Source organism: Streptomyces sp. NPDC002773 (assembly GCF_040295605.1).
Lineage (GTDB): Bacteria > Actinomycetota > Actinomycetes > Streptomycetales > Streptomycetaceae > Streptomyces.
This window is the reverse complement of sequence record NZ_JBEOVO010000032.1, coordinates 1-25837: the sequence shown is the minus strand read 5'-3', so window position 1 is coordinate 25837 and position 25837 is coordinate 1. Positions and strand designations below refer to the sequence as shown.

General features: G+C 73.3%; 24 protein-coding genes. 15 read left to right on the top strand and 9 right to left on the bottom strand.

The annotated features are described in order from the left end of the window. Window positions 1-11 precede the first annotated feature (11 nt). Window positions 12-488, bottom strand: coding sequence for an ATP-binding protein (locus ABT034_RS28755; protein WP_351219975.1), 477 nt, complete (start codon window positions 486-488; stop codon window positions 12-14). A gap of 268 nt (window positions 489-756) precedes the next feature. Here ABT034_RS28755 and ABT034_RS28750 point away from each other — a divergent pair, with 268 nt between their 5' ends. The 3 genes from ABT034_RS28750 to ABT034_RS28740 all read left to right on the top strand — a co-directional run bounded on the left by ABT034_RS28750 (window position 757) and on the right by ABT034_RS28740 (window position 5214). Further along, on the top strand, window positions 757-1584 hold the full coding sequence (locus tag ABT034_RS28750) for an enoyl-CoA hydratase family protein (protein ID WP_351219974.1): 828 nt from the start codon (window positions 757-759) through the stop codon (window positions 1582-1584). After that, a complete protein-coding gene (locus ABT034_RS28745) occupies window positions 1569-3863 on the top strand; it encodes a bifunctional salicylyl-CoA 5-hydroxylase/oxidoreductase (RefSeq protein ID WP_351219973.1) in 2295 nt (764 codons plus the stop codon). The genes ABT034_RS28750 and ABT034_RS28745 overlap by 16 nt, the downstream gene beginning before the upstream one ends. A gap of 157 nt (window positions 3864-4020) precedes the next feature. Continuing rightward, window positions 4021-5214 carry a S8 family peptidase gene (locus ABT034_RS28740; RefSeq protein WP_351219972.1) on the top strand — a complete coding sequence of 398 codons (1194 nt, stop codon included), beginning with the start codon at window positions 4021-4023 and terminating at the stop codon, window positions 5212-5214. Between the two features lie 3 nt (window positions 5215-5217). On the opposite strand, the gene ABT034_RS28735 is transcribed toward ABT034_RS28740, so the two are convergent. After that, entirely contained in the window at window positions 5218-6117 is a 900-nt protein-coding gene (locus ABT034_RS28735) for a PaaX family transcriptional regulator (protein WP_351219971.1), read from the bottom strand. Window positions 6118-6126: 9 nt separating this feature from the next. Further along, window positions 6127-7779: an AMP-binding protein gene (locus ABT034_RS28730; protein WP_351219970.1), complete on the bottom strand. Its 1653-nt coding sequence runs from the start codon at window positions 7777-7779 to the stop codon at window positions 6127-6129. A 189-nt stretch (window positions 7780-7968) separates the two neighbouring features. Between ABT034_RS28730 and ABT034_RS28725 the strand changes: the two genes are divergently transcribed. The 8 genes from ABT034_RS28725 to ABT034_RS28690 all read left to right on the top strand — a co-directional run bounded on the left by ABT034_RS28725 (window position 7969) and on the right by ABT034_RS28690 (window position 17849). Further along, window positions 7969-9162, top strand: a complete 1194-nt coding sequence (locus ABT034_RS28725) for an acyl-CoA dehydrogenase family protein (RefSeq protein ID WP_351219969.1) — start codon at window positions 7969-7971, stop codon at window positions 9160-9162. Beyond that, window positions 9159-9572, top strand: a complete 414-nt coding sequence (locus ABT034_RS28720; RefSeq protein ID WP_351219968.1) for a RidA family protein — start codon at window positions 9159-9161, stop codon at window positions 9570-9572. The genes ABT034_RS28725 and ABT034_RS28720 overlap by 4 nt, the downstream gene beginning before the upstream one ends. A 146-nt stretch (window positions 9573-9718) precedes the next feature. Then, window positions 9719-11272 (top strand): MFS transporter, encoded by a 1554-nt coding sequence (locus ABT034_RS28715; RefSeq protein ID WP_351219967.1) that lies wholly within the window; start codon window positions 9719-9721, stop codon window positions 11270-11272. Window positions 11273-11477: 205 nt separating this feature from the next. Next, complete coding sequence (locus ABT034_RS28710; protein WP_351220015.1) at window positions 11478-12935, top strand: ABC transporter substrate-binding protein; 1458 nt, start codon at window positions 11478-11480, stop codon at window positions 12933-12935. A gap of 85 nt (window positions 12936-13020) precedes the next feature. Beyond that, window positions 13021-15027: an ABC transporter permease subunit gene (locus ABT034_RS28705; protein ID WP_351219966.1), complete on the top strand. Its 2007-nt coding sequence runs from the start codon at window positions 13021-13023 to the stop codon at window positions 15025-15027. Continuing rightward, on the top strand, window positions 15008-15955 hold the full coding sequence (locus ABT034_RS28700; RefSeq protein ID WP_351219965.1) for an ABC transporter ATP-binding protein: 948 nt from the start codon (window positions 15008-15010) through the stop codon (window positions 15953-15955). The genes ABT034_RS28705 and ABT034_RS28700 overlap by 20 nt, the downstream gene beginning before the upstream one ends. Next, complete coding sequence (locus tag ABT034_RS28695; RefSeq protein ID WP_351219964.1) at window positions 15952-16626, top strand: ATP-binding cassette domain-containing protein; 675 nt, start codon at window positions 15952-15954, stop codon at window positions 16624-16626. Before ABT034_RS28700 ends, ABT034_RS28695 begins: the two co-directional genes overlap by 4 nt. Next, a complete protein-coding gene (locus ABT034_RS28690) occupies window positions 16623-17849 on the top strand; it encodes an MFS transporter (RefSeq protein WP_351219963.1) in 1227 nt (408 codons plus the stop codon). Before ABT034_RS28695 ends, ABT034_RS28690 begins: the two co-directional genes overlap by 4 nt. 375 nt (window positions 17850-18224) lie before the next feature. Here ABT034_RS28690 and ABT034_RS28685 read toward each other — a convergent pair whose 3' ends face one another. The 4 genes from ABT034_RS28685 to ABT034_RS28670 all read right to left on the bottom strand — a co-directional run bounded on the left by ABT034_RS28685 (window position 18225) and on the right by ABT034_RS28670 (window position 21377). Further along, a complete protein-coding gene (locus ABT034_RS28685) occupies window positions 18225-18590 on the bottom strand; it encodes an STAS domain-containing protein (protein WP_351219962.1) in 366 nt (121 codons plus the stop codon). Beyond that, on the bottom strand, window positions 18587-20029 hold the full coding sequence (locus tag ABT034_RS28680) for a PP2C family protein-serine/threonine phosphatase (RefSeq protein WP_351219961.1): 1443 nt from the start codon (window positions 20027-20029) through the stop codon (window positions 18587-18589). Before ABT034_RS28680 ends, ABT034_RS28685 begins: the two co-directional genes overlap by 4 nt. A gap of 125 nt (window positions 20030-20154) precedes the next feature. Further along, window positions 20155-21087, bottom strand: coding sequence for an anti-sigma factor RsbA family regulatory protein (locus ABT034_RS28675; protein ID WP_351219960.1), 933 nt, complete (start codon window positions 21085-21087; stop codon window positions 20155-20157). Next, window positions 21084-21377 carry an STAS domain-containing protein gene (locus ABT034_RS28670; RefSeq protein ID WP_351220014.1) on the bottom strand — a complete coding sequence of 98 codons (294 nt, stop codon included), beginning with the start codon at window positions 21375-21377 and terminating at the stop codon, window positions 21084-21086. Before ABT034_RS28670 ends, ABT034_RS28675 begins: the two co-directional genes overlap by 4 nt. A 315-nt stretch (window positions 21378-21692) precedes the next feature. Between ABT034_RS28670 and ABT034_RS28665 the strand changes: the two genes are divergently transcribed. Together ABT034_RS28665 and ABT034_RS28660 are read left to right on the top strand one after the other, a co-directional pair. Beyond that, window positions 21693-22532, top strand: coding sequence for an RNA polymerase sigma factor SigF (locus ABT034_RS28665; protein ID WP_351219959.1), 840 nt, complete (start codon window positions 21693-21695; stop codon window positions 22530-22532). A gap of 87 nt (window positions 22533-22619) precedes the next feature. Further along, complete coding sequence (locus ABT034_RS28660; protein ID WP_351219958.1) at window positions 22620-23117, top strand: hemerythrin domain-containing protein; 498 nt, start codon at window positions 22620-22622, stop codon at window positions 23115-23117. 24 nt (window positions 23118-23141) lie between these two features. On the opposite strand, the gene ABT034_RS28655 is transcribed toward ABT034_RS28660, so the two are convergent. Then, window positions 23142-23597: a GvpU-like protein gene (locus ABT034_RS28655; protein ID WP_351219957.1), complete on the bottom strand. Its 456-nt coding sequence runs from the start codon at window positions 23595-23597 to the stop codon at window positions 23142-23144. Between the two features lie 221 nt (window positions 23598-23818). Continuing rightward, complete coding sequence (locus ABT034_RS28650) at window positions 23819-24061, bottom strand: DUF6411 family protein (RefSeq protein ID WP_351219956.1); 243 nt, start codon at window positions 24059-24061, stop codon at window positions 23819-23821. A gap of 170 nt (window positions 24062-24231) precedes the next feature. Between ABT034_RS28650 and ABT034_RS28645 the strand changes: the two genes are divergently transcribed. Both ABT034_RS28645 and ABT034_RS28640 read left to right on the top strand, forming a co-directional pair. After that, complete coding sequence (locus tag ABT034_RS28645; protein ID WP_351219955.1) at window positions 24232-25455, top strand: phospholipase D-like domain-containing protein; 1224 nt, start codon at window positions 24232-24234, stop codon at window positions 25453-25455. A 124-nt stretch (window positions 25456-25579) separates the two neighbouring features. Further along, complete coding sequence (locus tag ABT034_RS28640) at window positions 25580-25747, top strand: hydrophobic protein (RefSeq protein ID WP_351219954.1); 168 nt, start codon at window positions 25580-25582, stop codon at window positions 25745-25747. Window positions 25748-25837: the final 90 nt, after the last annotated feature.

Sequence of the window (25837 nt, the reverse complement as noted above, 5' to 3'; positions counted from 1 at the left end):
CGCGTACCCGGTCACGGTGCCGGGCGGCGCTGGCCCGGTATCCCCGGCAGGGTGAACCAGACCGCCTTGCCGTGGGCGGTGGGGCGGTGCCCGCAGTCGCTGCTGAGCGCGCGGATGAGGAGGAGGCCGCGGCCGTGCTCCTGCCAGGGGTCGACCTCGGTCCCCGGTTCGGGGCAGACGAGCTCGCCGGGGCGGCTGGGCTCGGGGTCGTGGACCTCGATCTGGCAGCCGCCCAGCCCCGGGAGCAGCTCGACGACGAGCTCGATCGGGCCGCGGCCGCCCGTGTGCTCGACGGCGTTGGCGACGAGCTCGGCGGTGAGGAGCTCCGCCGTGTCGCAGTCGGCGGCCCCGGGGTCGATGTCGGTGAGCGCGGTACGGATCAGGGCGCGGGCGATCGGCACGGCGGCGGTGGTGTGCGGCAGCTGGATGTGCCAGGAGGCGGCCGGGCCGGGGGGCCCGGACGGGGCGGGTCCGGTGGCTTCGGGCATGGAGGGCAGGGCTCCCTTCACCGAGTGGGGGCGGTGGGGCGGCTGGGCGGGGCGTCCCGAGTGGGCGGGGCATCCGGGACGTCCTGGTTTCAACCTTACGAGCTGTAATTTCTCCTTCCAGAGGCGCCCCTCCCTCACCGGCAGGGACCTCAGTCACACGCTTCCCAGGACCTAGGGCGGCCCGACCTCACCCCTCCTTTATCGCGCACTCGTGACGACAGTCACAGTACGGTGATACCCTCCGAACGGAGGAAGGAGGCCCTTCCCGATGAGCCCTTTCACCGGCTCCGCGCCCCGCACCGCGGACTGGCGGCATCTGCGCCTCGCCATCGACCGCGGCGTCGCCACCGTCACCCTCGCCCGCCCCGCGAAACTCAACGCCCTCACCTTCGGCGCCTACGCCGACCTGCGTGACCTCCTCGCCGAGCTCTCCCGCGAGCGGACCGTCCGCGCGCTCGTCCTCGACGGCGAGGGCCGCGGCTTCTGCTCCGGCGGGGACGTCGACGAGATCATCGGCGCCACCCTCTCCCTCGACACCGCCGAGCTCCTCGACTTCAACCGGATGACCGGCCAGGTCGTCCGGGCCCTCCGCGAGTGCCCGTTCCCGGTCGTCGCCGCCCTCCACGGCGTCGCCGCGGGCGCCGGGGCCGTACTCGCCCTCGCCGCCGACTTCCGGATCGCCGACCCCACCACCCGTTTCTCCTTCCTCTTCACCAGGGTCGGCCTCTCCGGCGGCGACATGGGCGCGGCCTATCTGCTGCCCCGGGTCGTCGGACTCGGCCACGCCACCCGGCTCCTCATGCTGGGCGAACCCGTCCACGCCGCCGAGGCCGAGCGCATCGGCCTGCTCTCCGAACTCACCGAGGAGGGCCACGCGGGCGAGCGGGCCACCGCCCTCGCCCGCCGCCTCGCCGACGGCCCCGCCCTCGCCCTCGCCCAGACGAAGGCCCTGCTCACCGCCGAGCTCGACATGCCGCTCGCCGCCTCGATCGAAATGGACGCGGCCACCCAGGCCCTCCTGATGAACGGCGCGGACTACGCCGAGTTCCACGCCGCCTTCACCGAGAAACGCCCCCCGAAATGGCAGGGCCGCTAGCCATGGCGGGGCCGCGGGACACGACCGGCCCGTCAAGGATCGCCGTCGTCGGCGGCGGACCCGGCGGGCTCTACGCCGCCGCCCTCCTCAAACGGCTCGACCCCGCCCGCGAGGTCACCGTCTGGGAGCGGAACGCGCCCTCCGACACCTTCGGCTTCGGCGTGGTCCTCTCCGACGAGACCCTCGGCGGCATCCGGGACGCCGACCCCGCCGTGTACGAGGCACTCCGCCGCGACCTCGTCCGCTGGGACGACATCGACGTCGTCCACCGGGGCCACCGCACCCGCTCCACCGGCCACGGCTTCGCCGCCCTGGGCCGCCGCCGGCTCCTGGAGATCCTGCACGCCCGCTGCACCGACCTGGGCGTACGGCTCCGCTTCCGCACCGAGGCCCCGCCCGCCGACGTCCTCGCCGCCGGCCACGACCTGGTCGTCGCCGCCGACGGCGTCCACAGCCGCACCCGCGAAGCCCACGCCCCGCACTTCCGCCCCACGGTCGCCACCCACCGCTGCCGCTACATCTGGCTGGCCGCGGACTTCGCCTTCGACGCCTTCCGCTTCGAGATCGCCGAGACCGAGTACGGCGTGATGCAGCTGCACGCCTACCCCTACGAGGCGGGTGCCTCCACCGCCATCGTCGAGATGCGCGAGGAGGTCTGGCGGTCGGCCGGGTTCGACGAACTCGACGAGGCCGAGTCCACCGTCCGCTGCGCGAAGATCTTCGCCGAGGCGCTCGCCGGCCGGGAGCTCCGCGCCAACAACTCCACCTGGACCGCGTTCCGTATCGTCGTCAACGAGCGCTGGTCGTACGGCAACACCGTGCTCATCGGCGACGCCGCCCACACCGCGCACTTCTCCATCGGCTCCGGCACCAAACTGGCCGTGGAGGACGCCCTGGCCCTGGCGCACGCCGTCGACGGCCACCCCGACCTCCCGGACGCCCTCGCCGCCTACGAGGCCGAGCGGCGTCCCGTCGTCGCCTCCACCCAGCGCGCGGCCGCCGCAAGCCTCCACTGGTTCGAGGAGCTCGCGGGACGGGTCGACCGGCCGCCGCGCCGGTTCGCCTTCGACCTCCTCACCCGCAGCCGCCGCGTCACCCACGCCAACCTGCGGCTCCGCGACCCGGCCTTCACCGCCGCCGTCGAACGCGACTTCGGCTGCCCGCCCGGCACCCCGCCCATGTTCACCCCGTTCCGGCTGCGGGGACTGACCCTGCGCAACCGGATCGTTGTCTCACCCATGGACATGTACGTCGCCGAGGACGGCGTCCCCGGCGACTTCCACCTCGTCCACCTGGGCGCCAGGGCCCTCGGCGGCGCCGGACTCGTCATGACCGAGATGGTCTGCGTGAGCCCCGAGGGCCGCATCACCCCCGGCTGCACCGGCCTCTGGTCGGACGAACAGGCCGCCGCCTGGAGCAGGATCACCGCCTTCGCCCGTGTCCAGGCACCCGGCACCGCGATCGGCGTCCAGCTCGGCCACTCCGGCCGCAAGGGCTCCACCCGGCGCATGTGGGAGGGCATCGACCAGCCGCTCCCCGAGGGCAACTGGCCCCTGGCCGCCGCCTCACCGCTTCCGTACCGGCCGGGCGTCAACCAGACCCCGAAGGAACTGGACCGGGCCGGACTCACCGCCGTACGCGAGGAGTTCGCGGCCGCCGCCCGCCGGGCCGCCCGCTGCGACTTCGACCTCCTCGAACTGCACTGCGCCCATGGCTATCTGCTCTCCGGCTTCCTCTCCCCGCTCACCAACCACCGCACCGACGCGTACGGCGGCGACGTCGACGGCCGGCTGCGCTACCCCCTCGAAGTCTTCGACGCCGTACGGGAGGTGTGGCCCGACGAGCGCCCCCTGACCGTCCGGATCTCGGCCACCGACTGGGCCGAGGGCGGCACGACCGACGAGGAGGCCGTCGCGGTCGCCCGTGCCTTCGCCGCCCACGGCGCCGACGCGATCGACGTCTCCACCGGCCAGGTCGTCCCCGACGAGACCCCCGCCTACGGCCGCTCCTACCAGACCCCGTACGCCGACCGCATCCGCAACGAGCTGGGGGTCCCGGTGATCACGGTCGGCGCGATCTCCTCCTGGGACGACGTCAACTCGCTGCTCCTCGCCGGCCGCGCCGACCTCTGCGCCCTGGCCCGCCCCCACCTCTACGACCCGCACTGGACCCTGCACGCGGCCGCCGAACAGGACTACGAGGGCCCGGCCGCGCCCTGGCCGGCCCCGTACCGCGCGGGCAGCCGCCGACCCCCCACCGGCCGCCGGGACCCGGCCTGAGCCGTGGTCCGGCCGGGCCTGCGGCGGTGGCGTACATCCCTGGCCTGACCAGGTGATTTTCCTCAGGTATGACCTGCGCGTGGACGAATGATCAAGTGATCGCGTGCGAAGGCCCCTCAGCGGGAGGGCCCGCACGCGTGCCTGAACGGAGTCCTCAATGCGCAAGCCCATGCGGGCCGCCTCCGCCGCGGCCCTGCTGCTCGTGTCCCTGTGCGCCGTGCCCGGCGCGGCCGCGGCCGGCGAACCGGGTCCCGGAGCCTCGCCGGCCCCTCTGCACCGATCCGCCGACGCCGTCCCCGGCCGGTACATCATCACGCTCAAGGCGGGTCTGTCCGGGACCGCGACGGCTCAGAAGGTCGCCGGGGTCAAGCCGCTGTTCACCTACAGCTCGGTGTTCCCCGGCTTCGCCGCCCAGCTCGACGCCGTCCAGCTGGACGCCGTCCGCAAGCTGCCCGGCGTGGAGGCGGTCGAGGAGGACGCCATGGCCAGTGCGACGCCGGTCGGCGACGCGAAGCAGCCCTTCCGTGCGACGTCCTCCAGCTGGGGACTGGACCGCATGGACCAGCCGTACCTGCCGCTGAACAACGAGATCCACGTCAACGGCACCGGCAAGGGGGTCACCGCCTACATCCTGGACACCGGCATCGAGTACGGCCACAGTGAGTTCGGCGGCCGTGCGGTCTTCGGGTTCGACGCGATGGGCGACGGCCTCAAGGGCGCCGACTGCAACGGCCACGGCACCCATGTCGCCGGCACCGTCGGCGGCGCGACCTACGGCGTGGCACGGGACGTCTCCCTGGTGAGCGTGCGGGTGCTGAACTGCGAGAGCAAGGGCACGTACTCGGGGATCATCGCCGGCATGGAATGGGTGGCCGCGAACGCCAAGAAGCCGGCCGTCCTCAACGGCTCGCTGGGGGGCCCGCGCAGCGTCGCCCTGAACACGGCCGCCACCGCCCTGGCAACAGCGGGTGTCCTGCCCGTCGTCGCCGCCGGCAACTCCGCCGTCGACGCCTGCGGGATCTCCCCGGCCGGCGCGGACCGCGTGGTGACCGTCGGCGCCACCGACCACGCCGACAAGGAAACCGACTTCTCCAACTTCGGCCCGTGTCTGTGGATGTACGCACCGGGCGTGGCGATCACCTCCGCGAAGCTCGGCGGGGGCAGCATCGCGTTCAACGGCACGTCGATGGCCGCCCCGCACGTGGCGGGCGTCGCCGCGCTCTACCAGGCCGAGAACCCCAAGGCCACGCCCGAGGCCGTCGCCGCCTGGCTGGCCGAGCAGTCCACCAAGGGCGCCCTCACGGTCTCCAAGGGAAGCCCCAACAGGCTCCTGTACACCGGCGGCCTGTAACCCTCACGACAGGCCCGGGGCTCCGCCGGATCCGCCCGGCGGAGCCGCGGCACCTGACCCCCGGCCGGACGCGTCCTGGGCGGGCTGCTCTCCGGAGAGGAACGGGCGCACGAACTCGGCGCCCCGGTCCCGCAGCAGCTCGTGCAGGGCCGTGAAGACCTCCGCCGAGCGCCGGCCCGGCCAGTCGTCCGGGAGGAGTTCCGCCGGGAGGACCGGGTCCGCGTACGGCAGCCGGCGCCAGGAGTCCAGGGCGAGGAGGTAGTCCCGGTAGGCGTCCTCGGGGCCCGCGGGGGCCGCCCGCCAGGCCCGCAGCACCGGCCCGTGGGCCGCGAGGAACTCCTCGTGGAGCGCGGCGATCGCCGGCAGATCCCACCAGCGGGCCACCGCCCCGGCCGTCGCCGCGTACCCCAGGTGGTCGCCCCTGAAGAGGTCCACGTACGGGGAGAGCTCCAGGCGCTCCAGGGCGTTCCTGGTCTCCTCGTACAGCCGCGCGGGCGCGATCCACACGCCCGGCGCCGCCGTACCGAAGCCGAGCCTGGCGAGCCGGGAGCGCAGCAGGTGGCGCTTGTGGCGCTCGGCCTCGGGCACCGAGAAGACGGCGAGGACCCAGCCCTCGGACAGTTTCGGTTCGGTACGGGCGTAGATACGGCGGTCGCCGTCGTCCAGGAGCCGGCGGGCGTCCTCCGAGAGGGCGTACCCGGCCGACCCGTCCGCCGTACGGCCCGGAAGGAGCAGCCCGCGCCGCTTCAGCCGCGACACCGAGGAACGCACCGAGGGTGCGTCCACCCCGAGCGCCGCGAGCAGCCGGATGAGCGCGGCCACCGGCACCGGCCCGTCGGGCGCACGGCCGTACGCGCCGTAGAAGGAGACGATCAGGGATCGGGGAGTGTGCTGCTCGGCCACGTGATCACCTTAGGGGGTGGCGCCCGCGTCGCGCCCGGGTCCCACCTGGTCCCGCAGCCGGAAGCGCTGGAGCTTGCCCGTGGGCGTGCGGGGCAGCGCGTCCCGGAAGACGATCTCGCGGGGCGACTTGTACGGGGCGAGGCGGGCGCGCACGAAGGCCCGCAGCGCGGCGGCCGTGGTGGCGTCGCGCGGCACCCCGTCCCGTACCACCGTGTACGCCACGACGACCTGGCCCCTCAGCTCGTCCGGGCGGCCCACCACCGCCGTCTCGAGGACGTCGGGGTGGTCGAGGAGCGCCTCCTCGACCTGGGGGCCCGCGATGTTGTACCCGGCCGAGATGATCATGTCGTCGGCCCGTGAGACATAGCGGAACCAGCCGTCGGGCTCGCGGACGTACGTGTCGCCCGTGACGTTCCAGCCCTCCCGTACGTACTCGGCCTGGCGGGGATCGGCCAGATAGCGGCAGCCCACCGGCCCGCGCACCGCGAGCAGCCCCTCCTCGCCGTCCGGGACGTCCCGGCCGTCGCGGTCCGTGATCCGGGCCTGCCAGCCGGGCACGGGGCGGCCGGTGGTGCCGGGCCGGATGTCGCCGTCGGCGGCGGAGATGAAGATGTGCAGCAGCTCGGTCGCGCCGATGCCGTTGATCAGGCGGAGTCCGGTGCGCCGGTACCAGGCGGTCCAGGTGGCCTCGGGGAGGTTCTCGCCCGCCGAGACGCAGCGGCGCAGCGAGCCCACGCCTGGGGCGGTGCCGAGGGCCAGCTCGTCGAGCATGACCCGGTAGGCCGTCGGGGCGGTGAACAGCACCGACACCCGGTGCCGCTCGATCGCCGCGAGCAGCTGCTTGGGCCCGGCCTGTTCGAGCAGGACCGCGCTCGCCCCGGCCCGCAGGGGGAACACGACGAGCCCGCCGAGGCCGAAGGTGAAGGCGAGCGGCGGTGAACCGGCGAAGACGTCGTCGGGCAGCGGGCGCAGGACGTGCGCGGAGAAGGTGTCGGCGACGGCGAGGACGTCCCGGTGGAAGTGGACGCAGCCCTTCGGCTGCCCGGTCGTGCCGGAGGTGAAGGCGATCAGGGCCACGTCGTCGGCGGCCGTCGCCACCGCCGGGTACGGGCCGGGGCGTCGGGCGGCGAGGGCGAGGAGGTCGTCCGGTCCTTCCCCGCCGAAGGGGGTGACGCGGAGGCCCGGGACCCGGGCCGCGACGAGCTCGTCGAGGGTGTGGGCGTCGCAGAGGGCGTGGGTGCAGCGGGCCGCGTCCGCCATGACGGCCAGCTCGGGGGCGCGCTGCTGGGCGAGGACGGTCACGGCGATCGCGCCCGCCTTCATCACGGCGAGCCAGCAGGCGGCGAGCCAGGGGGTGGTGGGGCCGCGCAGGAGGACCCGGTTGCCGGGCCGTACGCGCAGGTCGGCGGTGAGGACGTGGGCGATGCGGTCGACCCGGTCCTGGAGTTCCCCGTAGCTCCAGACGCCGCCCTCGCCGTCGTGGAAGGCGGGCCGGTCGGCGCCGAACCGTTCCACCGTACGGTCGAGGAGTTCCGCGCCGCAGTTCAGCCGGTCGGGGTAGGCGAGCTCCGGGAGGTCGAAGAGGAGCCGCGGCCACCGGTCCGGCGGCGGCAGCCGGTCGCGGGCGAAGGTGTCGAGGTGCGCCGAGGGCGTCAGCTCCATGGGTCCGTCCCCCTGTCGTGGTGGGGTCGTCCGTCGCTCCGTGAGCGTATCGTGTTGGTGACGGCAGTCAACGGTTCGCGACAACGGCGCCTGGGAAGGCCCGGAGAAGGCCACCGGGCCGCGCCGGGACGGCAGGCGCGCCCGACCGCGCAGGGACGAGGACGCCCGGGGGCGTCAGAGAGGGCCCACATGCCCGCATTCTCGCTCGATACGGCACAGACCACCTGGTGTGCGGAGCTCCGCGCCCTCGCCGCCGAACGCCTGAAGCCCCTCGCCGAGAAGGGTGAACCCGGCCGGGTCAACCGCCCCCTCGTCGCCGCCCTCGGCGAACTCGGCCTCCTCGCCCGGCTCTTCGACGCGGGCGCCCTCGACCTCTGCCTCCTGCGCGAATCCCTCGCCCGGACCTGCACCGAGGCCGAGACCGCCCTCGCCCTCCAGGGCCTCGGCGCCCACCCCGTCGCCGCCTTCGGCACCCCCGCGCAGCGCGCCCGCTGGCTCCCCGAGGTCACCGCCGGGCGGGCCGTCGCCGCCTTCGCCCTCTCCGAACCGGGCGCGGGCTCCGACGCGGCCGCCCTCGCCCTCGACGCCGTCCCCGACGGGCGCGGCGGCTGGCGGCTGCACGGCGAGAAACAGTGGATCTCCAACGCCCCCGAGGCCGACTTCGCCACCGTCTTCGCCCGCACCACCCGGGACGCGGGCGCCCGTGGCGTCACCGCGTTCCTCGTCCCCGCCGACCGGCCTGGCCTCGGCGGCGAGCACCTCGACATGCTCGCCCCCCACGCCCTCGGCACCCTCACCTTCGACGGGGTCCCCGTCGGCCCCGAGGACCTCCTCGGCGAACCGGACCGGGGCTTCCGGGTCGCCATGAACACCTTGAACCTCTTCCGGCCCAGCGTCGGCGCCTTCGCCGTGGGCATGGCCCAGGCCGCCCTGGACGCCGCCCTCGCCCACACCGCCGCCCGCCCCGCCTTCGGCGGGCACCTCGCCGACCTCCAGGCCGTCGCCCACCGGATCGCCGAGATGGCGACCCGTACCGAGGCCGCCCGCCTCCTGGTGTACGCGGCGGCCACCGCGTACGACGAGGGCGACCCGGACGTGCCGCGGCGCTCCGCCATGGCCAAACTGCTCGCCACGGAGACCGCCCAGTACGTCGTCGACACCGCCGTCCAACTCCACGGCGCCCGCGCCCTGCAACGCGGCCACCTCCTGGAACACCTCTACCGCGAGGTCCGGGCGCCCCGGATCTACGAGGGAGCCACCGAGGTCCAACGGTCCATCATCGCCAAGGAGTTGTACGCGTCCCACCGCCGTACCGCCCCACCGTCGACAGGAGTCGGGAAACAGTCGACAGGAGTCGGGAAACAGGAGGAGCCGTCCCCATGAGCCTGCACCGGCACAACCCCGCCGAACTCGCCCCGCCCAGCGGCTTCTCCCACGCCGTCACGGCCACCGGCACCCGTCTGGTCTTCCTCGCGGGACAGACCGCCCTCGACAGCGAGGGCGCGGTCGTGGGAGACACGCTCACCGAGCAGTTCACCACCGCCCTCGCCAACCTGCTCACCGCCCTGCGGCACGCCGGCGGCACCCCCGCCGACCTCGCCCGCGTCACCGTCTACACCACCGACGTCGAGGACTACCGGGCCCACGCCCATGAACTCGGCCGCATCTGGCGCCGGTTGGCGGGCCGCGACTACCCGGCGATGGCCGTCATCGGAGTCGTACGCCTCTGGGACGCACAGGCCCGGGTGGAGCTCGACGGCTTCGCGGTCCTGGACGAGCCCGCCCACGCCTGATCTCGCGCGCTGGTGCCGGGGCCTGATCTCGCGCGCTGGTGCCGGGCCACGATTGATCAACTGGTCCCCCGCGCGGGCCGGGCTTAGGGTCGAAAGGTGGACTGACCGGCCCACGGCTCACTCAACCGGCGAGGACCCGAGGCGCCATGAGTACCCCCAAGCCGACGACCCCGGCACAGACCGCCACCCCGAGGAACGGCAGTGACGGCAAGGGCATCGCCCTGTTCGTCATCGCCTCGTGCCAGCTGATGGTGGTCCTCGACATCACGATCGTGAACATCGCGCTCCCACACATCCAGAGCGCGCTGGAATTCTCCACGACCAGCCTGGCCTGGGTCGTCAACGCGTACACCCTCACCTTCGGCGGTCTGCTGCTGCTCGGCGGCCGTGCCGGCGACATCCTGGGCCGACGACGCGTCTTCATCTTCGGCGTGCTGCTCTTCGGGCTCGCCTCGCTCTTCTGCGGACTCGCGCAGAGCGAGTGGCAACTCCTCGCCGCCCGGGCCCTCCAGGGCGTCGGCGGCGCGATAGCCTCACCGACCTCGCTCTCCCTCATCACCACGACGTTCGACGAAGGCCCGGAACGCAACCGGGCCTTCGGTGTGTTCGCGGGTGTGTCGGCCGGCGGTGGCGCGATCGGTCTGGTCGCGGGAGGCATGCTCGTCCAGTGGCTCGACTGGCGCTGGATCTTCTTCGTCAACGTGCCCATCGCCCTGCTCATCGCCTTCCTCACCCCCCGCCACGTCAAGGAGTCCGAGCGGCGCCCCGGCCACTTCGACCTCACCGGCGCCCTCACCTCGACGCTCGGCATGGTGGCGCTCGTCTACGGGTTCATCCGCGCCGCCCAGGAGGGCTGGCGCGACCCGTACACGATCGGTTCGTTCGTCGCGGCGGTCGTGCTCCTGGCCGTGTTCTTCCTCGTCGAACGCCGCTCCCAGCAACCCATCACGCCGCTGCGCATGTTCGCCGACCGCAACCGCTCCGGCACCTACGCCATCATGCTGTGCCTGGCGGCGGCGATCTTCGGGATGTTCTTCTTCCTCACCCTGTTCGTGCAGCAGGTCCTGGCCTTCAGCCCCTTGAAGACGGGCATGGCGTTCCTGCCGGTGAGCGCGATCATCGGGGTCGGCGCGGGGCTCACGTCCACCCTGCTGCCCCGGTACGGGCCGAAGCCGTTCATGGTGACGGGCTCGGTACTCGCCGCGGCGGGCCTCGCCTGGCTGACCCTGACCGATGTGCACTCGACCTATCTGGGCAGCATCCTCGGGCCGATCCTCGTCTTCGGCTTCGGCATGGGCCTGATGTTCGTCTCGCTGACCATCATGGCGCTGTCGAACGTCGAACCGAGGGACTCCGGAGCCGCGTCCGGCCTGCTCAACGCCACACAGCAGGTGGGCGGTTCGCTGGGCCTCTCGATCCTGGTCACGGTCTTCGGCACGGCCAGCCGCAACGAGGCGGACAAGCAGGTCCCCGCCTTCCTGTCCCAGGCGGGCCCGCTGGAGAAGGCCCAGTTCGCCAGGACCGGCCAGCTTCCGCCTCCCTGGGGCGACCAGGTCCTGACCTCCGGCGTCTCCGCGGGCTTCGTCACGGCGGCGATCTTCGCCGTGGTCGGCGCGCTGATCGCCCTCTTCGTGATCCAGGTCAGGGCCTCGGACATCGAGCGGCTCAAGGGCGGCACCCCGATTGCGCCGGGTGGCTGAGTGCGAGCGGGTTCCGCCCCTGTAATGAAAATGATTGTCATCCTGGTATGGTCGGCGCATACCCGCTCGCCGCGCCCTCCGAGGACCCCCTTTGCTCCGCCTGCCCGCGCGCTCCGGCCTGCCCGGAACCAGCCGCACACCCCGTCCAGCCCGCACACCCCGAGCCCACCGCCGTCGCCCGCTCGCCGCGCTCGCCCTCACCACGGTGGCCGCGACCCTGCTCACCGGCTGCTTCACGGGAACGGGGGCAAGGGGCGTCGGCGAGACCTCCGCCGACGGCCGCCTCCGGGTCGCCATGATGCAGCCGCCCCGCTCAGGCCTCTCGCCGCTCTCCGACGACGCCTTCAAGCTCTCCCGCTGGTCCACCGCCGAGACCCTCGTCCGGCTCGACCGCGACGGCAACGCCGAACCCGCCCTCGCCACCGCCTGGCGGCAGACCGGCCCGACCTGGACCTTCACCCTCCGCGAGGGCGTGACCTTCCACGACGGGACGCCCCTGACCGCCGAGGCCGTCGTCCGCTCCCTGACCACGGCGGCGAAGGCCTCGCCCAAGCCCCGCATCCTCGACGGCGTCGCCCTCACCGCCCGCGCCACCGGCCCCCGCACCCTCACCGTGACCACCGGCACCGCCGACCCCCTCGTCCCCCAGCGGCTCAGCTCGCCGCAGCTGTCGATCCTCGCCGCCAAGGCCTACCGGGGCCGGACCGTGAACCCGGTCGGCGCAGGCACCGGACCGTTCGTCCTGGTCCGCGCCGAGGGCACCTCCTCCGCGACCCTCGACCGGTACGACTCCTACTGGGGCGGCCGCGCCAAGGCCGCCGGCATCGACGTGCGGTACGTCCCCGACGGCACCGCCCGCGCCGCCGCCCTGCGCGCAGGGGAGGCCGACATCGTCGAGGCCGTGCCCGTCTCCCAGGCCCGCCTCCTCGACCCGAAGCTGATCACCGAGGTCCCCATGCCCCGGACCAACACCCTCTACCTCAACACCCGCAGGGGCCCGTTCAAGGACCCGGCCCTGCGCGCCGCCGCCCGCGAGGCCGTCGACGCGCGCGCCCTCGTGGCCGGGGTGTACGAGGGCCGCGCCGACGTGGCCGGCGGGCTTCTCGGCCCCGCCCTGCCCTGGGCGGCCGAGCTCCGCACCCCCGCCCGCCGCCCCCACGCGGCCGCCACCCCCAAGGGCGCCACCGTCACCATCGGGACCTTCACCGACCGGGCCGAACTCCCCGAGGTCGCCCAGCTCCTCCAGCAGCAGCTCCAGAAGGCCGGCTTCACGGTGAAGCTGGACGTACGGGAGTACGCCACCATCGAGGCCGACGCGCTCGCCGGGAAGTTCGACGCGTTCGTCCTCTCCCGCGCCACGGTCCTCGACTCGGGCGACCCCGCCGCGTACCTCTACAGCGACTTCGCGGGCGACGGCTCCTTCAACATCGCCCAGCTCGCCGACCCCACCGTCGACCGGGCGCTCGCCGCCGCGACCGGCACGGCGACCGGCGACTCCCGCCGCCGGGCCGTGATCGCGGCCGAGGCCGCCGTACTCGCCACGGACGCGGCCGTGCCGTTGCTGCACGAGCGCGTCATCCAGGGCGACGCGGCGCATGTGGTGGACGCCGCGCACGACCCCCGCGAACGCGAACTCGTCACCGTCGACACCCACGTACGGTGAAGTCACCCGCGGTGACGACCTTGGCGGCCAGGCGGCTCATGGCCACGGCCCTGACGGTCAAGAACCTCCTGACGAGGCCCCGGGCATGAGTAACGAAGAGGGCACCCGCGCCTCCGGGCGGTGGGCCACCCGCACCGGCCGCGAAGCTGCCTCCACCGGCCGCGAAGCTGCCTCCACCGGCCGCGAAGCTGCCTCTGGCCGCGAAGCTGCCTCCACCGGTCGCGAAGCTGCCTCCACCGGCCGCGAGGCTGCCTCCACCGGCCGCGAGGCTGCCCCCACCGGCCGCGAAGCTGCCCCCACCAGCCGGAAGGTGGCCCCCACCCGCGGGAAGACGGCCCCCACCCGCCGGCGGCCCGCCCTCGCCGGTGTCGCCGCCAGGGCCGTCGCCCTGGCGGCCCTCCTCGCCGTCGTCGGGCTGCTGCCGTGGCTCTCCGGCAAGGACCCCGCGCTCGGGCTGCTGCGCGCGCGGTCCGCCGAGCAGGAGCCCACCGCCGAGGCGCTCGCCGCGATCCGCGCCGACCTCGGGCTCGACGCGGGGCCGTGGGGGCTCCTCGGCGGATGGGTGTCAGGGCTGCTCCGGGGCGACCTCGGGGCCTCCTGGGTCTCCGGCACCGACGTCCTGCCCTCCGTCGTGGCGGGCCTCGGGGTCTCCCTGACCCTCATGGGGGCGGCCCTGGCCGTCGCGCTCGTCATCGGCGCGCTGCTCGCCGCGCCCACGCTCGTACGGGGCCGCCCGACGGCCGGCGCGGTCGCCGCGGTGCTCACCTCGCTGCCCGAGTTCCTGCTCGCCCTCGTGCTGCTCATCGTCGCCGGCGTGTGGCTCGGCCTCCTTCCCACCTCCGGCTGGGCCGGACCGGCCCACCTGGTGCTGCCCGCACTGGCCCTCGGGGTCCCGGCGGGCGGCCTGCTCGGCCGGCTCGTCGCCGACGCCGTCCCCGCCGTCCTCGACGAACCGTGGGTGGAGCTGTGGCGCGGCGCCGGAACCGGCCGCGCCCGGATCACCCAGGCCGCGCTCCGCCGCGCCCTGCCGCCGCTCGTCCCGCAGTTCGGCCTCGTGGTCGTCGGACTCACCGGCGGCGCCGTCGCCGTCGAGACCGTGTTCGCCGTCCCCGGCATCGGCCGTACGGCGCTCGGCGCGGCCAAGGCGCAGGACCTGCCGCTGCTCCAGGGCTGTGTGCTCGCCCTCCTCGTCCTCGGCCTGCTGGTCGGCGGCGCGGCCTCGCTCGTACGGCGCCGGATGCTCGGCCCCGCGCTGCGCGAGGCGGGCCTGAGCCTGCCGCCGCCCCGGCGGCCCTCGCCGACGCGGATGTCCGCCGTGGTTCCACTGCTCCTGGCCGCCGTGCTCGCGGGCGTGATCGGCTGGGGGCTGCTCCGCGACCCGTACGCCGTGGACGTCGCCTCCCGGCTCGCCGGGCCCTCCGCCGCGCACCCGCTCGGCGCGGACGCGCTCGGCCGGGACGTCCTCGCCCGACTCGGGCACGGCGCCGCCGCCACCGTCGGCACCGCCGCCGCGGTGACCGCGCTGAGCTGTCTGATCGCCCTCGTGCTCGGCTTCCTGCCGGGTGCGACGGCCGGCCTCGCGGACATCGCCAACGCCCTGCCGCCGGTGATCGTCGGCCTGCTCGTCGCGGCCGTGACCGGTCCCGGCGCGGGCGCGGCGGCGCTCGCCGTGACCCTGGTGTCCTGGCCGCCGCTCGCCGCTCACGCGGCGGCCCTCGCCCAGGAGGTACGCGCCTCCCGCTTCCTCCAGGCCCAACGCGCCCTGGGCGCGGGCCCGTGGTGGATCGCGACGCGGCACGTGCTGCCCTCGGTGGCGGGCCCCGTGGCCCGGCACGCGGTACTGCGGCTGCCCGGAGTCGCCCTCGCCCTCGCCTCGCTCGGCTTCCTCGGCCTCGGCGCCCAGCCGCCCTCGCCCGAGTGGGGCCTGCTCCTCGACGAGTCGGCGGACTACGTCGAACGGGCCCCCGCCGCCGCGCTCGCCCCGGCGGTAGCGCTCGCGCTGCTCGCCGCCTTGGCTGTCAGCCTCTCCAACAGCGCGTCTCCCGCAGCCCGTTCAAGAAAGGCTGGTCCCGTTGCCGCCCCCACGGACTAACCCGCTCCTCGCCGTCGACGCCCTGCACATCTCCTTCGGGGGCGTCGGCGCCGTCCGGGGGATCGACTTCGAGGTGTACGCGGGCGAGGTCTTCGCCCTGGTCGGCGAGTCCGGCGCGGGCAAGTCGCTCACGGCCCGCGCCCTCCTCGGCATGGCGCCCCGCACGGCCGCCGTCTCCGGCCGGGTGCTGCTCCACGGCGCCCCCGTCACCCCGGCCGACCTCGGGCGCCGTATCGCCCGGATCCCGCAGGACGCCCTGTCGGCGCTTTCGCCCGTCCACCGGGTCGAGGACCAACTGGCCCTGTCCGTACGGTCCGTGCAGGGGCTCGGTCGTCGCGAGGCGCGCGCGGCCGCCCGGCGGGCGCTCGCCGACACGGGCCTCGCCCCGGAAGCCGCCGCCGCGTACCCGCACGCCCTGTCGGGCGGCATGCGCCAGCGCGCCGTGATCGCGCTGGCCCTGGTCAACGGGCCCGACCTCGTCGTGGCCGACGAGCCGACCACGGCGCTCGACCCCGACCGCAGGGAGCGGGTCCTCACCCTCCTGCGGGAGCGGTGCGCGGCGGCCGGGGCCGCCCTGCTGCTCGTCACCCACGACCTGGAGGCGGTACGCCGCCACGCCGACCGGGCGGCCGTCCTGTACGCGGGCCGCATCGCCGAACTCGGCCCGGTGGAGCGGGTACTGGGGCGCCCGGCGGCCCCGTACACCCGCGCCCTCCTCGCCGCACTGCCCACGGCCGGGCTGCCGCACCGCTCCCGGCTGCCCGTCCTCGCCGGAGCGCCACCGGTCCCGGGCGCCACGGGCGAGGGCTGCGCCTTCGCGCCCCGCTGCCCGGACGCCACCGCCCTCTGCCACCGCGAGGACCCCGGACCGAGAACCGTCGACGGGCGCCGGGTCGCCTGCCACCACCCCCTCCGGGAGGCCGTGTGAACGCCCTGCTCCAGGTACGCGACCTCGTCGTACGGTACGGCGCCCGCACCGCCGTCGACGGGGTGTCGTTCGACGTGGCCGCCGGCGAGACCGTCGGCCTCGTCGGCCCCTCCGGCTGCGGCAAGTCGACCACGGCCGCCGCCGTCCTGCGGCTGCTGCGCCCCGACGCCGGATCGGTCCGGTTCGACGGCGTCGAGCTCACGACCCTGCCGGAGCGTGAACTGCGGGCGCTGCGACCCCGGTTCCAGCCGGTCTTCCAGGACCCTTACGGGGCGCTCAGCCCGCGCCGCCGCGTCCGCGACCAGATCGCCGAACCCCTACGGGTGCACGGCCACTGGACACGGACCGAAGGCCCCGCGCGCGTCGCCGAACTCCTCGGCCTCGTCGGGCTCGACCCCTCGCACGGCGACCGGCTGCCCCACGAACTGTCCGGCGGGCAGTGCCAGCGCGCCGGGATCGCCAGGGCCCTGGCCACCCGCCCCGAGCTCCTCGTGCTCGACGAGCCGACCTCCGCCCTCGACCCCTCCCTGCGGGCCGGCGTCCTCAACCTCCTGATGGACCTCCAGGACACCCTGGGAGTCGGCTGTCTCCTCATCTCCCACGACCACGCGGCCGTCCGGCACATCTGTGACCGCGTCCTGACCATGCGCGAAGGAAAGCTCGCCGCGTGACCCGCCCGACCCCCCTCGCCCGGCTCCTCGTCTCCAGCCAGTTCGCCTTCAACGTCGGCTTCTTCGCCGTCCTGCCCTACCTCGCCGACCACCTCGGCGGCACCCTGGGACTCGGCGGCGCGCTCGTCGGACTCGTCCTGGGCCTGCGGACGTTCAGCCAGCAGGGCCTCTTCGTGGTCGGCGGGGCGCTCACGGACCGGTACGGCCCACGGCCCGTGGTCCTGGCGGGCTGCGCCCTCCGGATCGCCGGCTTCGGCTGGCTCTCCCTCGCGGCGAGCGCCTGGACGGTGACCGGGGCCGTCGTCCTCGTCGGCTTCGCCGCCGCCCTCTTCTCCCCGGCCGTCGAGTCCGAGATCGCCCGCGAGGCGCTCCGCGCCGAGCGCGCCGGCGGCCCCCGGCGCACCCGGACCCTGGCCCGCTTCTCGGCCGGCGGCCAGGCCGGCGCCCTCCTCGGCCCGGTCGTCGGCGCGCTGCTCCTGCACGGAGCCGGTGACGCCCACTTCCGTACGGCCTGCCTGGCCGGAGCGGGCGTCTTCGCACTCGTCCTCGTCGCCCACGTACGCCTCATGCCCCGGGGCGGCGGCCGGGAAAGGCGCCCGGGGGAGTGGCGGACGGTCCTGGGCGAACGGCGCTTCCTCCGCCTCGCGCTCGCCTACTCCACCTACCTCCTCGCGTACAACCAGCTCTATCTGGCCCTCCCCGCCGAACTGGACCGGGCCACCGGCTCCCAGGCCGCCCTCGGCTGGCTGTTCGCCCTCTCCTCCGCCCTGGTCGTGTTCGGCTCGGGCCCCCTGGAGCGGCTCGCGGCCGCCCGGCTCGACAGTCCGGACATGATCCGCGCCGGACTCCTCCTGATCGCCGCCGCGTTCACCGCGACGGCCGCCCTCAGGTCGTACGAGGGTCTCTGGGCGGCGGTCACCTTCACCGTCCTGCTCACTTTCGGCCAGATGCTGGTGCTGCCCGCGACCCGGGCCCTCCTCCCCGACCTCGTGGACGAGCGCGCCCTCGGCCTGTCCACCGGCGCGCTCTCCTCACTCGCCGGCCTCGTGGTCCTCGCCACGGCGGCCCCCGCGGGCGCCCTCCTCGACCACCCGGGCCCGGCCCCCTGGCTGGTCCTCGCGACGACCCCCCTCCTCGGCCTCGCCCTCGTACCCGGCCGGCCCGACGACAGGGCGGCCGGACCCGCGGCCGAAGGGCGGAACCGGCCCCTCGATCCGGCTTGAGTTCTATCGATGCGCCGCGTACAGCGGGCACGTGGCGGATATGAGGCGGTTACCGCATCCCTCGGCAGGGAGTCCGCTTGCAGCGCGGCTGTCGACAGGCAGAGGCCCACGGCGGTGAGGCCGAAGAGGATGACCCGCCGCCCGGCACGTTCTCCGCCGCGTGCCACCAGCACGGGGCCGAGCGCCAGGAGCCGCCGGTGTCGGCCGCACGGGCGCATCGGGTCGCCCTAGGAAGGGTCCCCGGGCAGGGGCCGGACCGAGGCGACGGCCGTACGCCGCGTCACCGTCGGAACCGGAGCCCGACGTCCCGGCGTCGACGGACGCTGCGGCGTTGCCCGCGGCCACGTGCGTGCGGCGGGTGGTCGCGGAGCGCGGCTACCCGCCGTGCCGGGCGGCGTGGGCTGCCAGGGCGTCGTGGGGGGTGGGGTGATTGTGCAGGAGTTCGTCGAGACCGGTGAGGTGCAGCATGCGGACGAGCCGGTCGGGAGCGGCGGCCAGGACGAGGCTTCCGTCTGCTTCCTGGGCACAGCGCCAGATGCCGACCAGGGCGCTGAAGCCGGCGGAGTCGCAGAAGGTGACCTGGCCCATGTCCAGGATGAGGTGGCGGTGGCCCTGGGCGATCAGGTCGAGGGCCTGAGCGCGGGTGAGGGGTGCGGTGGTGTGGGTGAGTTCACCGGTGACGGCGACCAGGGCGAGGTCGCCTTCGGTGTGCTGGCAGGTCAGGTGGACGGCGGGGTTCACGGGCGGCTCTTCGGCTGCGGGCAGGCGGGGGCGATGGTGTGGGCGACGGCGGTGGCGCCGTCCGCGGCGGTGTCGGGAGTGGGGACGGACAGGGCGAGCAGGGCGACGTCGTCGTCGGCGCCCTCGGGCAGGGCGTCGATGAGGGCGATGGTGTCCTCGATGAGGGCGGTGGCGCTGACCGGCCGGGTGCGGCCGGTCAGGAAACGGGCCAGGCCCTCCTCGCCGATCATCGTGCCGTCCGGGGTACGGGCTTCGGTGAGCCCGTCGGTGTAGAGCAGCAGCGCTTCGCCGGGGGCGAGGCGGAAGGTGTGGGAGGCGAAGCGGGCCTCGGGCAGGGCGCCGATGAGCATGCCGCCCCGGGGGTGGACCGGGTCGGCCAGGCAGCCGGTCCCGTCGGGGCGCAGGTGGTAGAGCGGGGGATGGCCGCCGGTGGCGACGGTGACGGTGAAGGAGCCGTCCGCTCCGGGGGCGAGGATGCCGAAGACGGCGGTGCAGTACCGGGTGCCGACCGCGGGGTCGAGCAGCAGTGCGCTGTTGAGCGCGTGCAGGACGGGGACGGGGTCGGGGTCGATGAGGGCGGCGGCCCGCAGGGTGTAGCGGGTCAGGGAGGTCACCGCGGCGGCTTCGGGGCCTTTGCCGCACACGTCGCCGAGGAAGAACGCCCACCGGTCCTTGTCCAGGGGGAAGACGTCGTAGAAGTCGCCCCCGACGTCCTGCGGTGAGGCCGTGGCGTAGTGGCAGGCCAGCTCCAGACCCGGCACGATCGGCAGGGAGGGCGGCAGCAGGGTGCGCTGGAGGGTCGCGGCGAGCGTGGCGAGGTCGGCCTTGTCGCGTTCGGCCCGCTTCCGCGCCTCCTCCTGCTCCCTGCGGCGTTCCTGCTCGGCGCGCACGGTGTTCAGGGCCGACAGCCGCATCTCCAGCTCGTCCAGGACGATCCCGGCCAGATCCGCAAGGGTGGCGGTGTCGTCACGGGTGATCGAGCGGGGCTTGGTGTCCAGGATGTTGACGGTGCCCAGCCGGTGCCCGTCGGCGCTGATGATCGGCGCGGCGGCGTAGAAACGCACGCCCATCGGGCCGGTGACCAGGCTGTTGGTGCAGGCGGCCGGGTCGCTCAGGGTGTCGGGGATGACCAGGGTGTCGTCGGTGAGGACCGCCGAGCTGCACAGCCCGGGCTCGCGGCTGATCTCGCTGACACCGTCCAGGCCGTGAGCGGCCTTGAACCAGACCCGGTCCTCGTCCACGATCGTCACACTCGCCACCGGCACCTTGAACAGCCGGGCGGCCATCGCCGCGATGCGGTCGAACGCGCCGTCGGGCGGGGTGTCGAGGATGTCGTAGCGGCGTACCGCCTCCAGCCGGGCGGCTTCGTCACCGGCGCTGAGCGCCGGCCGCTGCCCGGGGACGTCGCCCCGCCTGGCCGCGTGTCCCGCTTGCGGCATGACTTCCACGCTCCTTGCCGTCGGCCCGGACGGCCGACGATGTGGAGGAAGGATAGACCGGCCGAGCAGATGAAACGAAGACGGACCCGTGAGCGGCCGTCCCTGTGGACGGCCGCCCGGGCTGTTCACAGGCCGAGGTAGAACCGCACGGCGGAGCCGTCCTCACCGGTGTGCACGCGTACCAGGTCGGTCACGTAGTGGACCAGCATCAGCCCCCGCCCGCCGATCTGCCCGCGCTCCGGCGGGCGGCGCCCGGCGAGCGGATCGGCAAGCCGCCCCGCGTCGCGGACCTCGACCACGACCTGGCCGGCCTGCGACCAGATCGCCAGCGTTCCCCGGCCGCCGCCGTGGACCACGCTGTTGGTCGTCAGCTCCGACACCGCCAGCTCCGCATCCAGCAGCCGCTCCCCGGCCAGGCCCAGCCGCATGGCCTCATCGACGGCGAAGAGCCGCACCGCGGGAAGCTCCTTCTCCCCGAAGGAGAACACCGCCGCATCCGGCACGGCCGGCAGCGGCTCGTTGTAGCGGGCGACGACCGCTTCCCAGTCGTAGACGTCGCTGACCGTCTGACGGCCGTCGCCGCTGATGACGGTGGGATGGGTGATGCGCGCATCGGCCAGCACGTCCGCGTCCAGCCGGGACTCGTCGTACGGGCACAGGATCGTCACCGCCCTGCCCTCGAACGCGGCGTTGATCAGCGCCTCGTGCTGCGCGCACGCCGGGTACTCCACCTCGGACCGGCCTGCCCAGATCGGCTCGCCGATGATCCGTACCCTTCCCTCGGGGTGGGCGTCGGCGAACCCGCGCAGCACCTTGGGGATGATCCGTCCCGGGTTGCGGCCGGCTTCGGTCATGTCCAGGAACGTGATGCCCTCGGCGTCCGCGCCCAGCGCGGCTTTGATCAGTTCCAGGTTGGGGCCGGGCACCGCGACGGCCATCGGCTCGCCGTTGGCCAGGCCCTCACGCAGGAACGACGCCGTCTGCTGTATGTACTCCTGTTCGGTGCGGTAGAAGAGGGCGGGGTGCACGAATGCCTCGTGGGTGGTCACCGTGCTCATCGCGGCGTCACCTCGATCCGGTCCAGGCCCGGCCAGAACATCTTCAGAACCCGTGGCAGCTGCGGTGGGGGATGCTCGACCACGACCCGCCCGTCGGCCAGATTCATGGCGGTGACCGCCAGCGCGCTCACCCCGGCCACGTCGACGAACGCCACATCCGACAACTCCACGTATGACACGTCCGCGTGCCGCCGGGCCAGCTCGGCCAGGGCCTGCTCCCAGGACGGACGGGTGAGGACACTGATCTCACCACGGGCACGTATCCCGGAACGACCGGACAACGAGCTCACCTCCAACGCGGCCCTCCCAGGCAGCGCATGCAGGGCATCCACCTTCGGACTCCTTCGACATCCGTCAGCCGACTGCCGGCCGCCTCGGCTCAGCAAGGGCAGAAGGAAACTCCTTCCGGCTGCGGAGTCTAATGCGGCGTACCGGTCGGCCCCCCGCCATCACGCACGCCGGCTTCGCCTCACTCCGGACTCCGGACCGTCGGAAACGCTCCGGGCCGGATGGTGGGTGGCATACATGGCCGGGGACGGGGCAAGCGGTGCATCGCCGGTCCGTGAGCCAGCTGTCACCGGGCCGGCCGACCGGGAGGGAAGATCATGACGACCACCTTGCAGACCGCCGAGCGCACCACCGCGATACCCCCGATCGTGGACCCGTCCAAGGTGGCGCCCAGGGACGCGCGGGAGTTGTCGAAGCTGTTCTTCGACCAGCTCGCGGTGCTGGAGGAGGGCACGCCCGAGTACCAGTACGCGCGCAACACGCTGATCGAGATGAACATGTCCCTGGTCCGCTTCGCGGCCGGCCGCTTCCGCAGCCGCGGGCCGCAGGAGATGGAGGACATCGTCCAGGTCGGCATGATCGGCCTGATCAAGGCCATCGACCGGTTCGAGCTGACCCGCGAGGTGGAGTTCACCTCCTTCGCCGTGCCGTACATCGTCGGCGAGATGAAGCGGTTCTTCCGGGACACTTCCTGGGCTGTGCACGTGCCGCGCCGACTGCAGGAGGCGCGTGTCCAGCTGGCCCGCGCCACCGAGGAATTGCACAGCCGACTGGGCCGGACCCCCACCACCAAAGAACTTTCGGAGCTGATGAGCCTGCCGGAGGCCGAGGTCATCGAGGCCCGTGTGGCGTCCAACGGCTACAACTCCGCCTCCCTGGACGCGGCCGTCAACGGCGGCGAGGACGGCGAGTCGGCACTGGCGGACTTCATCGGCGCCGACGACGTCGCTCTCGAGCTGGTCGAGGACTTCCACGCCCTCGCCCCGATGATCGCCGAGCTTGACGAGCGCGACCGGCAGATCATCCACTGGCGGTTCGTCGACGAACTCGCGCAGAAGGAGATCGGCGAACGCCTCGGCTGCTCCCAGATGCACGTCTCGCGGCTCATCACGCGTCTGCTGGCCCGCCTGCGGGAAGGCATGCTCACCAGCAGCTGAGCCGCCGGCCAGGATGTCGTCCTCATCCGCGGAAACCCGGGTGTCCGCCAGACCGGATCGCTGTTACACGAAGTAAGGAGAGTCCCTGTGTCGTCCACCGATGTCGTCGCACTCATCCTGCAGGACCACCGCCGCATGGAAGACCTCTTCCGTACCCTGCGCAACGTCGAAGCCGACCGTGCCACCGCTCTGGAGGAGTTCGCGGACCTGCTCGTCGCGCACGCCTCGGCCGAGGAGGACGAGGTCTATCCCGCCCTGCGGCGCTACAAGAACGTCGACGGTGAGGATGTCGACCACGGCGTCCACGAGCACCACGAAGCCAACGAAGCGCTACTGGCTCTGCTGGAGGTGGGGGACACCGCTTCCGAGGAGTGGGAGGAAAAGCTGGAAGAACTCGTCACGGCGGTCAATCACCACGCGGACGAGGAGGAGCGCACCTTGCTCAATGACGCCCGGGAGAACGTCGGCGACGACCGCCGCACCGAGCTGGGGCAGGCGTTCCGGAAGGCACGTGCGCGGTATCTGGAGTCCGGCTGCGGCAGCGTCGAGAACGTGCGCGAGCTGGTGGCCGCCGCCTCGTCGTGATCACATCCCAGGCCGACCACGTGATCAGTGATCGGCCGGATCGACCGTGGAAGCGGCCGGAGGAGGAGTACCGAGTGACCAGCCGGAGACATCGGAGACCCTTCCGCGCCACAAGCGGGCTGTGACGTCACCGGGCACGGACAGGAAAGTGACGTCCAGCAGGTGGATGAACGCATGCAGTCCGCCCGTCGCGACCTTCTCCGTCCGTTCCGTGGACGCTTGCACGGCATGGGCCAGTTGCGCCATGTGATCACTGCGGTCCTCAGCCCCGGTGGCCGCCGACACGACGTCGCGCCACCGGTCGGCCCAACTGTCGGCGCTGCCGAGATGACCTGCGATGACTCCGCCCGGCGTGGTCAGGCAGATGGCCATACTGGACCCCGGCTGTGCCTCGACGAGACGAAGCAGGATCTCGAGGTGGGTGTCGATTGCCGGGTGGGTGGTACCTGCGCCCGAGGGAGCGGAGCTGGGCTCGTTCATCGAGACCTTTCTGCGGACTCTGAGGATGTCGACGAAGGGTGTGTCCCCGCGACGCCGTGTCCCTCGAGCATGGGCGAGAAGTGCGTGCGTCGTCGGCCAGGGCCCGCGCCTCGGCGTCTGCCGCCGGTCGCCGTGCGGCGGGCACCCGAGCCGAGGAGGGTCGGGCCGCCGCCGCGGCACCGCGGGAGCTTCGCTCGCCGGGGTCCTGTCCGGCCATGGGTTCAGAACGGCATGCGGCCCCGGGCGCTGCGGCCGGCGGAGCCGCTGCGGCCCACCGCCTTGGAGCTGCTGCGGAAAGGCTTGCTGAAGATCCGGCCCAGAATGCCGGGGGCTTTGCCGCCGGCGCGTGATCCGGCTCCCAGGGTGCGCTGGGTGCCGCGTTCGGGGTGCCGGGACAGGCGGGGGACGAAGAAGGCGAGGACGGCCAGAACGATACAGACGGCGACGATGCCGACGATCATCATGAGGGGCTCCTTGGGGTGAGGCGTGTCTGCCGCCTGCCCCGCCAACCACGGTGCATGCGCCGGGACCGGCCGCCCAAGGGTCCGGGGGTACAGTCGGCTCGCTGCTCAGCCCGTGCCGGACCGGGCGCCGCGGCCTGACGTCCCTCGTCGTGTTCCGGCCAGGGAAGGCCATGACCAGTACGCAAGAACCGCCCGAGCTGTCCCCGCACAGGACCGAAGCGCCGGATGCTCCGTCCACCGAGGACCGCGTCGCGCGGATACGGCGCCGCCTGGAGCGGCTGATCGGGATCGCGGCGACCGAGGGCAACGCGCTCACCGTCCTGCGCAACGGGGACGAGATCTTCGCCGCGATGCTGGCCGCCATCCGCCGTGCCGAGCACACGGTGGACATGATGACGTTCGTGTACTGGAAGGGTGACATAGCCCGACAGTTCGCCCAGGCCCTCGCCGAGCGGGCCCGCGCCGGGATACGGGTGCGGCTGCTGCTGGACGGGTTCGGCAGCCGGCTGATCGAGACCGAGCAGCTGCGGGCGATGGAGCGGGCCGGGGTGCAGGTGGCGTGGTTCCGCAAGCCGCTGTACCTCTCACCGCTGAAGCAGAACCACCGCTGCCACCGCAAGGTCCTCGTCGTCGACGAGGAGACCGCCTTCACCGGTGGAGTGGGGATCGCCGAGGAGTGGTGCGGCAACGCCCGCAACCCGCGCGAATGGCGCGACACCCACGTCGAGGTCCGCGGCCCCGCGGTGGACGGCGTCGCCGCGGCGTTCGCACAGAACTGGGCCGAGTGCCACGACGCGCTCTTCGACGACCGGGACCGGTTCATCGAGCACCGCCCCCAGGGCGACGCCATCGTGCAGGTGGTGCGCGGTTCGGCCAGTTTCGGCTGGCAGGACATGCAGACCCTGATCCGCGTGATGCTGGAGTCCGCCGAGGAACGCGTCCGCCTGGCCACCGCTTATTTCTCACCGGACGCGTACTTCATCGAGCTGTTGTGCGCCACCGCGCGGCGCGGGGTCGAGATAGAGATCGTGCTGCCCGGGCCGCACACAGACAAGCGGGTCTGCCAGCTGGCCGGCCAGCACCACTACGAGGACCTCATCGCCAGCGGGGTGAAGATCTACCAGTACCAGCCGACGATGATGCACGCCAAGGTCATCACCGTCGACCACGTCGCCGCGTTGATCGGCTCGACCAACTTCAACCGGCGCTCCCTCGATCACGACGAGGAGGTCATGCTCGCCGTCCTGGACCCGGAGTTCACCGCCACACTGGACGAGCACTTCGACGCTGATGCGGCAGCCAGTGAGCTGATCCGGGCGGGCCGGTGGAAGAGACGCTCCCTGGTCCAACGGGCCCGTGAAGCGACCGCCCAGCCCATCCGCCGGTTCTTGTGACCCGGTGTCCGCCGCACGTCGAGCGGCGTGTTCGCCTAACCGTATAAGAACCATGTAAACGAACGGGTTTGTGGTGCATGGCGGGATTCCGGCAGGGCATACGAGGGCTCGGAGGTTGATAAACATGGTTCCCCTGCTTCTCGTTCTGCTTCTCGCGCTGATCCTGTTCGGCGCCGGTTTCGCTCTCAAGGCCCTGTGGTGGATCGCCGTCATCGTGCTGGTGGTCTGGCTGCTCGGCTTCGTGATCCGGCCCGCCAGTGGCGGTCGCAAGGGCCGCTGGTACCGCTGGTAGCCCAGTTCGGCATGGGTGTGGGGTGGAACCGAAGACGACGTACCGCAGGTCCACCGCGGCCCGGGCCTCGATCAGCCGGTCCGCGACCTC